Here is a 13,854-nt window from a genome sequence, read left to right as displayed (position 1 = left end):
GCCGCGGCCGTTCCGGTGGCGCGGAAGAACGACACCAGGGTGTCGGCCGAGAATTCGTCCGGCGCCAACCCCCCCCTTACTTCCGGTATTGTTTTGGCCCGAATCGGTTACCCCCCCAAAACCCATGCCGGGTTGACGAGGCTGGAATGCCGAGGGACAGCAGCAACGCTCAGCCTTACTTCGAGTAGTACTCGACGATGAGCTGTTCGTTGATCGGCACGTCGATCTGCGCACGCTCCGGCAACTGGTGGACCAGGATCCGCAGCCGGTTCGGCACCACCTGCAGCCAGCCCGGGATCGGGCGGTCGCCCTGGGTCTCGCGCGCCACCTGGAACGGCAGCGTGCCCAGCGACTTCTCCTTGACATCGATGATGTCGTACTGGGAGACCTGGAAGCTGGGGACGTCGACCTTCTTGCCGTTGACCAGCAGGTGGCCGTGGCTCACCAGCTGGCGGGCCTGGCGGCGGGTGCGGGCCAGTCCGGCGCGGTAGACCACGTTGTCCAGCCGGGTCTCGAGCAGCTGCAGCATGTTGTGGCCGGTCTGGCCCTTGCGGCGGTTCGCCTCTTCGTAGTAGCGGCGGAACTGCTTCTCCATGACGCCGTAGGTGAAGCGAGCCTTCTGCTTCTCCTGCAGCTGGACCAGGTACTCGCTCTCCTTGATCCGCGCGCGGCCATGCTGGCCGGGCGGGTAGGGGCGACGTTCGAACGCCTGATCACCGCCGACGAGGTCGACGCGCAGGCGACGCGACTTGCGGGTGATGGGGCCGGTGTAACGAGCCATATCTCTCTACCTTCCTTCCCGCTAGACGCGACGCCGCTTGGGCGGACGGCAGCCGTTGTGCGGCTGCGGGGTGACATCGGAAATCGAACCCACCTCGAGGCCGGTGGCCTGCAGCGAGCGGATCGCGGTCTCACGGCCCGAACCCGGGCCCTTGACGAATACGTCGACCTTCTTGACGCCGTTCTCCTGCGCCTTGCGGGCAGCGTTCTCGGCAGCGAGCTGCGCGGCGAACGGGGTCGACTTGCGCGAACCCTTGAACCCGACGTGACCCGACGACGCCCACGCGATGACGTTGCCCTCGGGGTCGGTGATCGAGACGATGGTGTTGTTGAACGTGCTCTTGATGTGCGCGTGGCCGTGCGGGATGTTCTTCTTGTCCCGGCGACGCGCCTTCTGGGTCTTCTTGGGGCCGGAGGCCCGACTCTTCGGAGGCATCGGTTATCCCTACTTCTTCTTGCCGGCGACGGTCTTCTTCGGACCCTTGCGCGTGCGCGCATTGGTCTTGGTCCGCTGGCCGCGCACCGGCAGGTGGCGACGATGGCGGATGCCCTGGTAGCAGCCGATCTCGATCTTGCGGCGGATGTCGGCCTGCACCTCGCGGCGCAGGTCACCCTCGACCTTGTAGTCCGACGCTTCGATGTAGTCGCGCAGCTTGGTCAGGTCGTCGTCGGTGAGATCCTTCGAACGCAGGTCCGGGCTGATGCCGGTCTGGTCCAGGACCTCCTTGGCGCGAGTACGGCCGATGCCGAAAATGTAGGTCAGTGCGACCTCCATGCGCTTGTCGCGCGGAAGGTCGACGCCCATCAGACGTGCCATGGTGGCAATTCCTTATCGTTGCGGAGGTCTGCTCCCTGTCCGTCCCCTCGTATGGGGCCCCGGCCTCCGTACCGGGGGTGTTCGGGCATCCGCCCCCTTGCGGGGCTCGTCGATACCCAGTGGCGCTGGGAGGTCTTCTCTTGTGCCAATCCGATCGACGATCGGTGCTTGGCCGGTGCTGCTGGGTCCCGGGGCGAGCCCCTGGTCCCTAGCCCTGACGCTGCTTGTGGCGCAGGTTGTCGCAGATCACCATGACCCGGCCGTTGCGGCGGATCACCTTGCACTTCTCGCAGATCTTCTTGACGCTGGGCTGAACCTTCACGTCCGTCCAATCTGGTTGTGGTTCACGGGGTGTGAACACAGCTTTTCCCCGGACCTGATGGCCGGGGAAGTCCTTTACACCGCGCGGCGCGCGGTCACTTGTAGCGGTAGACGATGCGGCCGCGGGACAAGTCGTAAGGCGACAGCTCCACGACCACGCGGTCCTCGGGCAGGATGCGAATGTAGTGCTGCCGCATCTTGCCGCTGATGTGCGCGAGAACCTTGTGACCGTTCTCCAGCTCGATCCGGAACATCGCATTGGGCAGCGGCTCGATAACTCGACCCTCGACCTCGATGGCCCCGTCTTTCTTCGCCATATCCTCCGCGATCCCGTTTACGCCGGTCCCTGGCTGGGCCCAACTCTTCGGCTAGCTTGTCATTGCAGTTTTGCGTGCACGTGCATCGACCTGGTGACATACTCTCCGGAAGCAACATGCGGACACGAAACGACCGGCGGGTAGGTGCACCGCCGATCAAGCTTACCTGCGCGTGTCCTTCACGGCCAAATGCGCCCCGATCGGCGCGCGTCCGCCGCCGAGATCGTGCCCCGACACAGCCTGCGTCACGATTGCCGTACGGTGTCCCGGCCCTGGGTAGCGCGGCCCATCGCGACCGTGTGCGCTCGCGTAAACTACGCCCTGTCCAGGTACCAGGTACAGCAGATCCAGGGGGATCCGTGAGTCAGCGCAGCCAGCGACCGGTCGCGGCGGCGCGCTCGGCGACGGCGAACCCGACCGCTAGCGAGGCGCAGTCGTGAGTCGTAACAACGAACTCCCCATGCTGCCGCCGTGGCTGTCCGAGAGCGATGTCACGCAGGTCGGCTACGAGGCTCCGGTGCAGAACCTGCCGCATGAGGAGCTCATTCCCGAGCAGGAGCCGCTGAAGAAGCGCGCCAAGCGCAAATCCGAGGACAAGTCGGAATCGGAAGGCGGCAAGAAGCGCCGGCTGGGTTGGCGCAAGGACAAGTCCGACTCCCAGGAGCCACCCGCCGAGTGGGGCCGCCCGCCCCTACCCGACGCCGCATGGGGATCCGGACCGAACCCGCAACCCTCGTGGCAGTCGGCTCCGCAGGCTTCCGCGCCGCCGGAGGCTCCGTGGCAGACCGGTGCGGGTGCACAGCCATCCACAGGGGCTGGGCCGGAGGCACCGGCGCAGCCGCTGAGCCCTGAGCCTCGGCCTTCTTCCCCTGTTGGAGAATCGCAACCGGCGTGGCAGACACCGTCTAATCCTCCTGCGCCGCAAGGGTTTTCCGGCTCGGCGCTGCCGGGCTCCGGGACTGATGCGGCCGGGCGGCCGGATTTGCCGCCGCCGCCCGAGCGGGGTACTCGGCCGCCGTTGCCGGAGCCTCCGGGTGTGCGCCCGGACTCGGCGAGGCCTGAGGGCACTGACGATTCGGGCACTGGTTCGGCAGCCGGTGGCGTCGCTCCGAGCCGCCCGCATTCGGACGAGGCCGTTCCGCAGTGGCTGGATACGGGCGCATCGCCCACGGAGTCGGCCCCTGCGCCCCCGCCTCGATTGAGCCCGTTCCCCGACGAGCGGAACCCGCGAGCGGACGGACCCGCGCCGAGTTGGGCCGTTCCCGGCGACCGTGCCTCCACCGAGCAGCCGTCGCCCACCCAAGGCGCGGCCCACGGTGGCGACAACGGCCCGGTGGACTCCGGCACCGCATTCCCGGGCGGCGAGGCGGGGGCTCAGGCTTTCGCCGCGTACGCACCACGCGAAAACACAACGGGCCCACAGGTCGTCACCCCGCAGCCGGGCGACGCACGTAACGACGGCCCAGGGACGAGCGGTGCGCCCGCCGCCCCCAACCGAATTCCCGGCAACGCCCCCGACGCCGGCCGAACCCCTTCCGCCGCATCCGGAACCACCTCCGCGGCATCGGATTTCACCGGACAGCGTGCACAACCCGGTATTACCCAGCCGGACAACAACTCCCCGGTATCGAACGAGCCCCCGCACCGGACCGCGTCCGAGGGACAGAGTGCCGTCCGCTTCCCCGACACGGACAACGCAAGCGGCACAACGGGTTTCCCCAGCGAACAACCTCCAGCATCGACACACCCCAGCCTCGGCCCCGGCTTCGAAGGCATCAACCAGGCCCAAGCGCCGAACAGCGCACCCCTCAGTGACTCCGGACGCCCCGCCGCCCACTCCCCCACCAGCGGTAACACCGGCCCGCACAACAACTCTTGGGCAGCGCCCGCGGACGGAACACCGGGGCCGGGCGGCCACGCACAAACCGGCGGAGTTACCGGCCCACGCAGCGTAGCCACCGGCCAACCCGCCTGGCACACTCCGAGCCCCGCACCCACAGACGGAACGCCGGGACCGGGCGGCCACGCCGAAGGCACCGGCCAACCCCACGATTCGGCTCCGGGAACCCACTCGAGTACAGCCGCCCCGCTCGGCGGGGCATCCGGCCAACCCACCTGGCAGAGCCCGTATGGCGCGCCTGCGGACGGGACGGCGGGGCCGGGGGGCCGTGCACCGATCAGTGGTGGCGGAGAGCACCAAGGCGGAGTTCGGGGAGAGCACTGGCCGGCGCCGGGGGATGAGGCGACGCAGCGCTATGTGCCGCAAGCGGGTCCAGCGGTGGGGCCGGGTGTCCATGGCTCGGCGCCGGAGAGCGATAGGCCCAGGGATCCGCGGTATGGGGAACCTGAGGACGCGGCGCGGGGACAGTGGCTGTCACCTCCGCCGGAGCAGCGGAATGTGCCACAGGCGGGTCCAGTGGTGGGACCGGGTGGCCATGGCTCAGCACCGGGGAGCGATGAGCTCGGAGACCCCAGGTATGCGGGACCCGAGGACGCGCGGGGGCAATGGCTGTCGCCTGCGCCGGAGCAGCAGCCGGGTGCCGGGCAGCCCTATCCGCAACAGCCGCAACAGTTTCAGCAAACGCAGCAGGATAAGCAACCGTCGCAGTATCAGCCGGCCGAATACCAGCAGCCGCCGCAGTACCGACAACCGCCGGAATACCAGCAGCCATCGCATTATCAGCAGCCGCCGGAGTATCAACAGCCATCGCATTATCAGCAACCGGCGGAGTATCAACAGCCATCGCAGTACCAGCAACCGGCGGAATACCAACACCCGCCGGGGGTGCAGCCGTCGTTGGACGATGTGCCGGTGCGGCGGGCCAAGAAGGCTCCCGGGTCGGGGTGGCGGCGCGCGGTGCACCACATGTCCGGCGGTGCGATCAATCCGGGCATGTCGGCCGAGGAGTTGCGGCTGCAGGAACTCGTCGCGCGGATCCGGCAACCGGTGCGCGGGGACTACCGGATCGCGGTGCTGTCGCTGAAGGGCGGCGTCGGCAAGACCACCACCACGATGGGCATCGGCTCGATCTTCGCCTCCATTCGCGGCGATCGGGTCATCGCGGTCGACGCCAACCCGGACTTCGGCACGCTCTCGCAGCGAGTGCCGCTACAGACCCGTTCCACGGTGCGCGACCTGCTGCTGGACCAGGCCATCAGCAGCTACGGCGACGTGCGGCGGCACACCTCGCAGGCCACGAGCCGCCTGGAAGTGCTTGCCAGCGAACGGGATCCGGCCGCTTCGGAGTCGTTCAGCGAGGACGAGTACCGCCGGGTGGCGCGGATTCTGCAGCGCTACTACAACATCATCCTCACCGACTGCGGCACCGGCCTGATGCATTCGGCGATGGCGGGCGTACTGGATCTGGCCCACTCGCTGGTACTGATCTCGTCGTCGGCGATCGACGGCGCCCGCAGTGCCGCGGCGACGCTGGACTGGCTGTCCCTGCACGGCCACGACCACCTGGTACGCAATGCCGTCGTGGTGATCAACCTGCCGCGTCCGGGGTCACCGAATGTCGGCATCCAGCAGTTGCGCGAGTATTTCCTGTCGCGCTGCCGCGCGGTGCACATCATCCCGTACGACCCGCACCTGTCCGAGGGCGCCGAGATCGACCTGGCACGGCTGCACAAGAACACCAAGCGGTCCCTGGTCGAGCTGGCGGCGACCGTGGCCGACGATTTCGCCACCGATCACCGGCGCTTCCAACGCTATTGACCGGTTCCGACGAGCGCGCCCTCCCAGGACAGCGGGGAGGCGCGCACCTCGGCGAGACTGCGATGGCGGCGGCGCCGGAACAGCGACCGCAGCGTCCCGGCGTTGAGGTAGCCCACCCGCGCGGCCACCGCGTCGACGGTCAGGGTGGTGTTGCGCAGCAGGTCGGTCGCGCGCTCCAGCCGGATCTCGTTCGCGAAATCCCTTGGTGTCATGCCGATCTCGGCGCGGGTGGCGCGCTGCAGGCTGCGCACGGTGACGCCGAGCGAGTCCGCCGCGTCGCTGATCTGGAACTGGTCCGCGATGTGGTCGCGCACCCACCGCTCGTAGGCGGCCACCAGGGAATTGCCGCGGGCCACGAACTCCGGCAGCGCCACCTGCGTCCGCCGGTCGCCCACCAGAAAGAACCGCGCCACCAGTTCGGCCAGCGCCGGGCTCTGCGCGGCGACCATCGCCAGGGCCAGATCCAGATGCGACAGTGCGGCGCCGGCGGTGGTGATGGTCCCGGAGCGGCACAGCACGCGCCCCTCCTCCAACTCGACCTGCGGATACCTGCGCCGGAACGCCGGGCCGAGCCACCAGCTGGTGGTCGCCGATCCCCCGTCCAGCACCCCGGATTCGGCCAGGAAGAACGTGCCCGTGCAGGCCGCGGCCACGTGCGCACCGCACCGCTGCGCGGCCGATATCCGTTCCAGCACAATGCCGTTCGCCGCCGCGGTGACGAGACCGATAACCCCCTCGGCGTCGTACAGCTCCAGCGCGGGCACGACGATCGTCCCGATGTCGGCGGGCAACTCGGCCAGCGGCGTGGTGGGAACCAGATTGCCGTGCCCCGACCGGACGCTCCTGCCGGGCGACACGGTCCGCACCCGCCACGGGTCCGGGGCGGTGTCGAGTTCGTCCAGCAGCAGGTTGGCGGTGCGGAACACCTCCACGACCGCGGCCAGCCCGAAGTCCGCGACCCCGTCCACGACGAACACTGCGACGTCCATGTCGCAAACAGTACCGAACGTGTCGGATGCGACACTCACATTCGCGCAATCGGCCTTCTACCGTTCCAGACAGGGCTCGTGCGACATTTCCTGTCGCGGGCAGAGCCTGTCGTGGGTAGAGAGAGCAGAACGAGATGAGGATTCACGCCAGCCGCTGCCACAGCTTCGCGTACCGCACCACCGTCGCCGGGCCGTGCGCCGTCGCACTCGAGCCGTCCGCCATCGGGACCACTCGGCCGTTCTTCGACTGCCTGGTGCTGTCGGTCGGCGTCGACCGCGGCGACCTGGATGTCATCCGCAGGGCCGCGATCATCGTCAAACACATTGCGACACGGACCGATCCGGGTTTCATCGTGATCGACGGCTTCGCGCGCTGGGCGACGGCGGGCCGCCGCGGGACCGCCGGACTCGACGTGCTCACCGGCCTCGCCGACGCCCTGGACGTACTGCACGAACTGTCCGAGCGCTTGGAGGAGCGCGGCGAACTCGTCCACCAGATGCCGTTCGGCTGGAACAAGTTTCGCCGCGCTCACGTCGTCGACGGAGCATGGGCATACCGCGTCATCGATGTGGGGCCGCACACGCCGCCGCCCCTGCCCGCACTCACCCGACCGAACCGCGCGATCACCCCGCGCGCACTGCCCTCCTGTGGGGCGCCCGCCCGCTGACGGCTACCAGGCCGGCAGCCGCCGCCGACCGGCCAGCACGTCGCACACGAGATCGTCGTAGCCGTCGGCCAATTCGGCCAGATGATGCCAGGCGCCGTGCAGGACCTCGTTGTCGGCGTCGAGCGTCATCAGGGCGTGGTGGGCACGCACCGAGGACTCGGCAAGCCGGTCGATGACCGAGCCGATGGTCTCGGTGTGCAGCGTGGCGCCGAGCCGGTGCTGGGGGACGGTACGCGCCACCCAGTCGTCGATCGCCATCACCAATTCGGTTCGGCGCCGGTCGATTTCGACTATAGCGGCGGGATCCGGGTCGGGCTCGGATCCACCACGGCCGATCGACCGGCGCTCGTGTAGCACCGCGAGATCGCGAGCGAACCACAGTAAAGGTCCGCCGATGACACGGTGCCCACGACAAGCACGCAGCATCAGGTCCGAACTCGGCAGTAAGCCGGTCATCAGAGTCTGGACCGCCATCGATGCCTGCGGTGTATCGGGCACTGCCATTACCACCGTCTGGATTGTCTCCGAACCAGCCACGTTGCCTCGCCGTCATCGCCGTTACAACACATCGTTCAGGACGTTCCTTACAATAAACCTCTGAAGGCCTGTGTCAAGGGTCACACGCCGTGCTGGAGCGCGGAGTAGACTGCATTTTTCTTGAAGAAGCAACCGAGGAGCGAGATGGCCGACGGTCCGAGGTACAAGCGGATCGCAGACCTCCTCCGGGAGGAGATTCGCAACGGAACGTGGAAGCCGGGCGATCGACTACCCAGTCACAACGAGCTGGCCGATCAGATGCACGTCTCCATCACCACCGCCCGCAACGCGATTCAGGTCCTGGTAGCCGAAAACCTGCTCTACACAGCCACTTCCCGGGGCACCATCGTGCGCAGCCAGGAAGTCCTGGAATCGGTTGTCACCAGCCACATTCGCCGCGACCGCCCCCAGTCCTCGCACGACATCTTCTCCGAGATCGCGCGCGCGGCGGGCCGCGAGCCATCCAAGCAGTTCAGCGCCCGGATGGAACCCGCCGGCGCCGATGTCGCGCACTGGCTGGGAGTTCCGCGGGATTCCTGGGTGGTCTCCCGCACGGTGGTCCAGTATCTGGACAACGAGCCCTGGTCCTGGGAGGTCAGTTTCTATCCACGGGACTTGGCGGAGGCCACCGGAATCGACTTCCCGCACGACATCCCCGAGGGCACCACGCGCCGCCTCGCCGCGCGCGGCCAGCCCGAGACCGCGCACCGCGACACCGTCGTGGCCCGGCCCGCCACCGCCGAGGAGGCCGCCGTGCTGGGCGTGGGCGCCGGCACCATGCTGCTGGATCACCTGCGCATCGGCGCTAACGCCGAACGCATCACCCGGGTGACGCGGCAGCGGTCGATCGCCGCGCGCAACCGGCTCGCCTACGAACTGGGCGACGACGGCGGCACGGAGGTCATCCGCAAGACGCTCGGAACGCCGCATCCGCCGGGCAATTCCCATTCCTTCGGTAACTCGCTGGTGCCCGGCTCGCCATGACGATTCGCATCCGCCAGGCCCGTCCGGCCGACCTCGGCACCATTTGCCGACTACGGCTCCAGCGCACGGCCTGGCTCGCGGCTCGAGGCTCGGATCAGTGGACACGGGAGGGGCGCGGACTGCCCATCGAACTGTTTGCCCGCGCGGTCGAGCGCTCGCTGCGCGCCGGGGAGACCTGGATCGCCGAGGTCGACGGCGAACCGGCAGGCACTATCACCGTGAACGACCGGGCGGACGAGGGCCTGTGGTCGCCGGGCGAACTCGCCGACGCCGTCGTCGTGCACTACATGATCGTGGACCTGCACTTCACCGGATTGCGGCTCGGCACAGCGCTTCTCGCGCACGCCGCGGCGATCGCGCGCGCCCGGCACCGCACCTGGGTGCGGCTGGACGCCTGGACCACCAACCCCGGCCTGCACGCCTACTATCACCGCGCCGGTTTCCGCCTGGTCCGCCTCGCCGGGCCGGAGGCGTCCGGACCGTCGGGGGCGCTGTTCGAGCGCCGCGCCGACAGCTGGCTGCCGGCGCCGGTGCTCACCAGTGCGGGCGGCGAGCTGCACGCGCACTGAGAACCGTTACAGCGCAGGCAGTTCGGCGACGTGGATCATCTCCTGCCCGCGGCTGCGCGAGACCAGGATGCCGCGCCCCGGCGGGAGTTCGGTCGGGCGCACGTCGCCGATTGTGCGGTCCAGGACTTTCCTGGAAACCGCCGCCGCGCGCGCCGGCCGGATCGTGGCCCAGGGCCGATCGGTCTTCGGGCCGCGCGGTCTCACCGAGCACAGGATGAAGTGGCACGACATCGACGACGGGCAGGTACGTCATCTCCGACGAACATCCGCCGGTGGCGATGCCCGCCGACGGCGCCCGCCTCACCTCGTCGATCAATACGCGGATCGCCGAGGTGATTCCAGCCGCCGCCACCCGTTGCCGCAAAGAGCTGCGGCCGAACGCTGCGATTTGGAAGGATCGGCCCGTGAGGCTCGCGGTGGTCGAGGACGATGAGGGCGTCGGGGATGCGCTGGTCGAGGCGCTCCAGGCGCGTGGGCACGAGGTCGAACTCAAACGGCGCGGAGCGGATCTGCTGCTGGCCCATCGCGGATACGACGCGATCGTCCTGGATCTCGGCCTTCCCGATATGGACGGTTTGCAGGTGCTGCGGCAGTTGCGGCAGGTCACGGCGGTACCCGTCGTGGTGCTCACGGCGCGCGGCGACGAACGCTCGATCGTGCGCGGACTACGTGCCGGGGCCGACGATTACCTGGTCAAGCCGCCGCGGATCGCGGAACTGGTCGCCCGGCTGGAGGTCGTCACCCGACGCACGAACCGGCGCGCCGCGCCCACACCGGAGATCGTGGAGTCCCGCGACGTTCGCGTCGACCTGCGGGCGCGCGAGGTGACCGTGGCCGGCGCGCCGGTCACGTTGACCAACAAGGAATTCGAGCTGCTGCGGGTGCTGGTCGAGAACCCCGGGTCCGCGGTCAGCCGACAGCAGCTGATGGACCGTCTCTGGGGTGATGCCTTCCTCGCGGTCTCGCGGGCACTGGACGTGCACATGGCCGCGCTGCGCGCCAAACTCGACCGTCCCGGGCTGATCACCACCATACGAGGGCACGGGTTCCGGTGGGAGACCTGACGGCGCCGCCACCTCAGCTCTCGGCATCGGGTTTCGCTGCGCCCTCAGACAGTTCGTTGAACATGCGTTCCATCTCGGCCCGCGGTGATCGGTTCGCACCCGCGACACTGACAGCGAAGCGAGTCTGCCTGTCCCCCAACGCATCCCATCCCACCATCACAACCGGACCTCCAGATCGATCAGCCGATCCCCCACCCGCAGCGCTAAACCGTGTGCCCGGCGAAAAAACACCACCGGCACGCCATCGAGTTCGCCATTCACACCCCCGGCGCCTGCACCGGCTGCGCAGCCGGCTCCATCCGCTCACTAGGGCTGCGGGGGCTCCGGCTGTCCCGATGGATACGGATGCCCAGGAGGCTCCGGTGGATACGGCGGCTCAGATGGGCCCGGCGGAACCGGAGGCAAGGGCTGCCCCGGCGGCTGTGGGGAACCCGGCTGTCCCGGTGGATACGGTTAACCGGGAAGCTCCGGTGCATCCGGTGGCTCTGGTTGACCCGGCGGGTACGGCGGAACCGGAGGCGATGGCTGGCCCCGGGGCTGCGGCGGGCCACGGCGGGACCTCCGGCCGCGCCCGCCCACGCGGCGCCGTGCACCACTGCACGATGACAGTCGCGGGGAAATCGCCTGTTTCACGAACGTGAACGGCAGTCACCCCGGCGAGTGAACGGGATTCGGCGGATCACCAGAGGGATTGCGGGCGGATGCGATTGGCCAGATCGACCAGCGCGTAGCGGTGCAGCCGCCGCGGCGAGGTGCGGGCCGCGGTCCGCAGCACCGCTTCCAGCCCCTCGCGCAGCCCCGCCTTCGTATAGGGCAGCCCGAGAATCGTCGCGTCCGCCGGTTCCGGGCGGCCCCCGGCGCGCAGCCAGGCCAGCGCCGCGCCGAGCACCACGGCCTGCATCTGCAACTGACGGGGATCGTCGCGCAGCGCGGCCAGACGATTCTCCGCCTCGCTCAGCTCCGCCTGCGTCAGTTCCTCCGGCGGCCGGGAGACCTGCAGCAGGCAGGCGGTCAGGCGGGCGGCGTTGTAGTGCCGCGAAACCTCCGGGACCTGTTGCAGCGTCGTCACCGCGGCTGCGCGATCGCCGTCGGCGACCTGACGGCGAGCCAGCCCGAACGCCGCGCTCGCCAAGCCTCGATCGACCCGCCACACCGCGCGGTAGTACTCCGCCGCCGCCCGCCCCCATCGGTCCGGATCACCGGTCGCGCTGTCCTGCAACAGCAGTTCGGCGGCGGCGGCCAGCGCCAGCTGCGGCGCCACCTCGCCAGGAACCGTGCCGTGCACCAGCTCGAAATTCTCATACGCTCGCTCGAAACGGCCGACGCCGAGTTCGGCGATGCCGCGGTACCAATCGATCCGCCAGTCCGCGGCATACACCGGGGCGAGCCGATCCAGTTCGGCGCGCGCTCGATCCGCCTCGCGCAGATCCAGGTACGCGCGCACCGCCGCCAGCCCTTCCTCCAGTTCGGCCGTCGGCGAGGCGGGCAGCGCGCCCGCGTTCACGCTGTCGCGGTGCAGCCGCAGGGTTTCCAGCGCCTGGCCGGGATCGCCGTGCAGCAGCGGAGACAGCAGCTCCGCGCTGGGATCGTCCGCGTCGATCAACGGAACCGGCAGCGCCGCCAGCACACTCGACGGCTCCAGCTCGGGCGGGCGATGCCGGCCGTCGATGATGCCGTCGGTCTGGCGCAGCAGCGTGGTGACGCCGAAATCGCTTCGGGCGGCCCCGAATACGGAAGACACCTGCGGGTAGCCGCGGTCGTGATCCTCGGCGAGCACGGCCCGCAGCACCCCGCCGAGCTGCCGGTACATCGCGAAAGTGGACGGAAACCGCTGTGCCGGAGCGGGATCGGTGGCCCGGCGCAGCAGACGTTCGAAGGTGGGATACCGACGCAGCACCGGTTCCTGATCGGGCGTGGGCAGCCCCGGCAGCTTCCGCCCCTCCTCGTCGGTGGGCAGCCGCAGGGTGAGCGCGGCCAGGGTGCGGCCCACAGTGTAGATGTCGGAGGCGACGGTCGGTCCGGTCTCGATGTATTCCGGTGCCTGAAAACCCTCTGTGCCGTAAAGGTTTCCGCCGGATTCGCGGGCCGCCACCGCGCCGAGGTCGATGAGTTTGACCTCATCCGCGGTCACCATGATGTTGTCCGGTTTCAGGTCGTTGTAGGCGAGGCCGCAGAAGTGCAGGTAGTCCAGCGCCGGGAGAATCTCCATCACGTAGACGATGGCCTCGGCGACCGGAAGTCGTTCGGGCGCACGCTCGTCGAGCATCGTCTTCAGCGAGCGGCCGCCGATGTACTCCATCACGATGTAGCCGCACGCGATGTTGTCGACGGTCCGGTGCGTGACGAAGTTGAAGATCTTGACGATCGCCGGATGCGCCATCTCCGAGAGGAATTGGCGTTCGGCGAGCGCGACCACGTTGGCCTCGAAATCGAGCGGGTTCTGCAGGCCCTTCAGCACCACCCAGCGGCCGCTGACGTTGCGGTCGCGAGCCAGGTGGATCCAGCCGAGTCCGCCGTAGGCCAGGCATCCCCGCACCTCGTACTGGTCGGCGACGACATCGCCGGGAGTCAGCAGTGGCCGGAAGTTGAACGGCGACCCGCAGTGCGCGCAGGTGCCGGTGGATTTCGCACGGGTGGCGCCGGACGAGCGGCCGACCGGCTGCCAGCACTTCCAGCAGAAGCGCTTGTCCTCGGGCACCTCGGGATCGGCCAGGATCGCGGTGTCCGGATCGGTGGAGGTCGATTCGGGCAGTGTGACCAGCCCCGCGCCCAGTCGCCGGACGCTCGGGCGGGATCGGACCCCCGCCCGGCCCGAACCAGCTTCCCCCACAGCGTCTTCCAGGTCCTCGTCCGGATACCCGAAACTCGCCGCGGTCGGTTCGACGCGGCGAGTGGGCCACCGATGGGTCGGATCCTGGTCCGGCAGCGGCCGGGCCACCCACCCGGGTGGGCGCCGGCGGCCGGATACAGTCGCGTCGTCCGGCATTCCGACCTCTCAGACCTACGGCTCGTCGTGCTGGCCCGCAAACCTGAACCGCGCCCCCGGGCGGGGGGGATGCCTGCCCCGGGGCGGCCCGGGGCGGGGCCGAT

At 69.0% G+C, this 13,854-nt stretch carries 16 protein-coding genes; 5 read left to right on the top strand and 11 right to left on the bottom strand.

Translation table 11 applies throughout. The features are described from left to right. Window positions 1-175: 175 nt before the first annotated feature. The 7 genes from rpsD to QH470_RS34825 all read right to left on the bottom strand — a co-directional run bounded on the left by rpsD (window position 176) and on the right by QH470_RS34825 (window position 4,957). A complete protein-coding gene (gene rpsD, locus QH470_RS34855; protein WP_280276648.1) occupies window positions 176-781 on the bottom strand; it encodes a 30S ribosomal protein S4 in 606 nt (201 codons plus the stop codon). Window positions 782-802: 21 nt separating this feature from the next. After that, window positions 803-1,216, bottom strand: a complete 414-nt coding sequence (rpsK, locus tag QH470_RS34850) for a 30S ribosomal protein S11 (RefSeq protein WP_280276647.1) — start codon at window positions 1,214-1,216, stop codon at window positions 803-805. Between the two features lie 9 nt (window positions 1,217-1,225). Beyond that, the gene (gene rpsM, locus QH470_RS34845; protein ID WP_280276646.1) at window positions 1,226-1,597 is read right to left on the bottom strand and encodes a 30S ribosomal protein S13; all 372 of its coding nucleotides are present in this window, start codon (window positions 1,595-1,597) and stop codon (window positions 1,226-1,228) included. A 208-nt stretch (window positions 1,598-1,805) separates the two neighbouring features. Further along, the gene (gene rpmJ / locus QH470_RS34840; protein ID WP_025347279.1) at window positions 1,806-1,919 is read right to left on the bottom strand and encodes a 50S ribosomal protein L36; all 114 of its coding nucleotides are present in this window, start codon (window positions 1,917-1,919) and stop codon (window positions 1,806-1,808) included. A gap of 94 nt (window positions 1,920-2,013) precedes the next feature. After that, a complete protein-coding gene (infA, locus tag QH470_RS34835; protein WP_003886926.1) occupies window positions 2,014-2,235 on the bottom strand; it encodes a translation initiation factor IF-1 in 222 nt (73 codons plus the stop codon). A gap of 364 nt (window positions 2,236-2,599) precedes the next feature. Then, complete coding sequence (locus tag QH470_RS34830) at window positions 2,600-2,770, bottom strand: hypothetical protein (RefSeq protein WP_280276645.1); 171 nt, start codon at window positions 2,768-2,770, stop codon at window positions 2,600-2,602. A 1,905-nt stretch (window positions 2,771-4,675) separates the two neighbouring features. Further along, window positions 4,676-4,957, bottom strand: a complete 282-nt coding sequence (locus QH470_RS34825; RefSeq protein ID WP_280276644.1) for a hypothetical protein — start codon at window positions 4,955-4,957, stop codon at window positions 4,676-4,678. A gap of 63 nt (window positions 4,958-5,020) precedes the next feature. On the opposite strand from QH470_RS34825, the gene QH470_RS34820 reads away from it, so the two are divergent. After that, window positions 5,021-5,953, top strand: coding sequence for a MinD/ParA family ATP-binding protein (locus QH470_RS34820; protein ID WP_400180043.1), 933 nt, complete (start codon window positions 5,021-5,023; stop codon window positions 5,951-5,953). On the opposite strand, the gene QH470_RS34815 is transcribed toward QH470_RS34820, so the two are convergent. Then, window positions 5,947-6,942 (bottom strand): GlxA family transcriptional regulator, encoded by a 996-nt coding sequence (locus QH470_RS34815; RefSeq protein WP_280276643.1) that lies wholly within the window; start codon window positions 6,940-6,942, stop codon window positions 5,947-5,949. The genes QH470_RS34820 and QH470_RS34815 overlap by 7 nt on opposite strands. A gap of 134 nt (window positions 6,943-7,076) precedes the next feature. Here QH470_RS34815 and QH470_RS34810 point away from each other — a divergent pair, with 134 nt between their 5' ends. Continuing rightward, complete coding sequence (locus QH470_RS34810; protein WP_280276642.1) at window positions 7,077-7,610, top strand: hypothetical protein; 534 nt, start codon at window positions 7,077-7,079, stop codon at window positions 7,608-7,610. A gap of 3 nt (window positions 7,611-7,613) precedes the next feature. Here the strand turns inward: QH470_RS34810 and QH470_RS34805 are convergent, their stop codons facing one another. Continuing rightward, a complete protein-coding gene (locus QH470_RS34805; protein WP_280276641.1) occupies window positions 7,614-8,114 on the bottom strand; it encodes a DUF4254 domain-containing protein in 501 nt (166 codons plus the stop codon). 177 nt (window positions 8,115-8,291) lie between these two features. On the opposite strand from QH470_RS34805, the gene QH470_RS34800 reads away from it, so the two are divergent. Both QH470_RS34800 and QH470_RS34795 read left to right on the top strand, forming a co-directional pair. Then, window positions 8,292-9,131: a GntR family transcriptional regulator gene (locus QH470_RS34800; protein ID WP_280276640.1), complete on the top strand. Its 840-nt coding sequence runs from the start codon at window positions 8,292-8,294 to the stop codon at window positions 9,129-9,131. Beyond that, window positions 9,128-9,700, top strand: coding sequence for a GNAT family N-acetyltransferase (locus QH470_RS34795; RefSeq protein ID WP_280276639.1), 573 nt, complete (start codon window positions 9,128-9,130; stop codon window positions 9,698-9,700). The genes QH470_RS34800 and QH470_RS34795 overlap by 4 nt, the downstream gene beginning before the upstream one ends. A 6-nt stretch (window positions 9,701-9,706) precedes the next feature. On the opposite strand, the gene QH470_RS34790 is transcribed toward QH470_RS34795, so the two are convergent. Continuing rightward, on the bottom strand, window positions 9,707-9,904 hold the full coding sequence (locus QH470_RS34790; RefSeq protein WP_280276638.1) for a hypothetical protein: 198 nt from the start codon (window positions 9,902-9,904) through the stop codon (window positions 9,707-9,709). 200 nt (window positions 9,905-10,104) lie between these two features. Here QH470_RS34790 and QH470_RS34785 point away from each other — a divergent pair, with 200 nt between their 5' ends. Further along, entirely contained in the window at window positions 10,105-10,764 is a 660-nt protein-coding gene (locus QH470_RS34785; protein WP_280276649.1) for a response regulator transcription factor, read from the top strand. A gap of 679 nt (window positions 10,765-11,443) precedes the next feature. On the opposite strand, the gene QH470_RS34780 is transcribed toward QH470_RS34785, so the two are convergent. Continuing rightward, window positions 11,444-13,702: a serine/threonine-protein kinase gene (locus tag QH470_RS34780; protein ID WP_280276637.1), complete on the bottom strand. Its 2,259-nt coding sequence runs from the start codon at window positions 13,700-13,702 to the stop codon at window positions 11,444-11,446. Window positions 13,703-13,854: the final 152 nt, after the last annotated feature.

The organism is Nocardia wallacei (genome assembly GCF_029868745.1).
Taxonomy (GTDB): Bacteria; Actinomycetota; Actinomycetes; order Mycobacteriales; family Mycobacteriaceae; genus Nocardia; species Nocardia wallacei_B.
The sequence above is the reverse complement of the archived record's forward strand: the minus strand, read 5'-3'. Positions and strand labels throughout refer to the sequence as shown.

Excerpts from the sequence above, each read along its gene's own strand:
- rpsD (WP_280276648.1), bottom strand. The coding sequence starts at position 781 with ATGGCTCGTTACACCGGCCCCATCACCCGCAAGTCGCGTCGCCTGCGC.
- rpsK (WP_280276647.1), bottom strand. The coding sequence starts at position 1,216 with ATGCCTCCGAAGAGTCGGGCCTCCGGCCCCAAGAAGACCCAGAAGGCG.
- rpsM (WP_280276646.1), bottom strand. The coding sequence starts at position 1,597 with ATGGCACGTCTGATGGGCGTCGACCTTCCGCGCGACAAGCGCATGGAG.
- infA (WP_003886926.1), bottom strand. The coding sequence starts at position 2,235 with ATGGCGAAGAAAGACGGGGCCATCGAGGTCGAGGGTCGAGTTATCGAG.
- QH470_RS34830 (WP_280276645.1), bottom strand. The coding sequence starts at position 2,770 with ATGCGGCAGGTTCTGCACCGGAGCCTCGTAGCCGACCTGCGTGACATC.
- QH470_RS34815 (WP_280276643.1), bottom strand. The coding sequence starts at position 6,942 with ATGGACGTCGCAGTGTTCGTCGTGGACGGGGTCGCGGACTTCGGGCTG.
- QH470_RS34810 (WP_280276642.1), top strand. The coding sequence starts at position 7,077 with ATGAGGATTCACGCCAGCCGCTGCCACAGCTTCGCGTACCGCACCACC.
- QH470_RS34805 (WP_280276641.1), bottom strand. The coding sequence starts at position 8,114 with ATGGCAGTGCCCGATACACCGCAGGCATCGATGGCGGTCCAGACTCTG.
- QH470_RS34800 (WP_280276640.1), top strand. The coding sequence starts at position 8,292 with ATGGCCGACGGTCCGAGGTACAAGCGGATCGCAGACCTCCTCCGGGAG.
- QH470_RS34795 (WP_280276639.1), top strand. The coding sequence starts at position 9,128 with ATGACGATTCGCATCCGCCAGGCCCGTCCGGCCGACCTCGGCACCATT.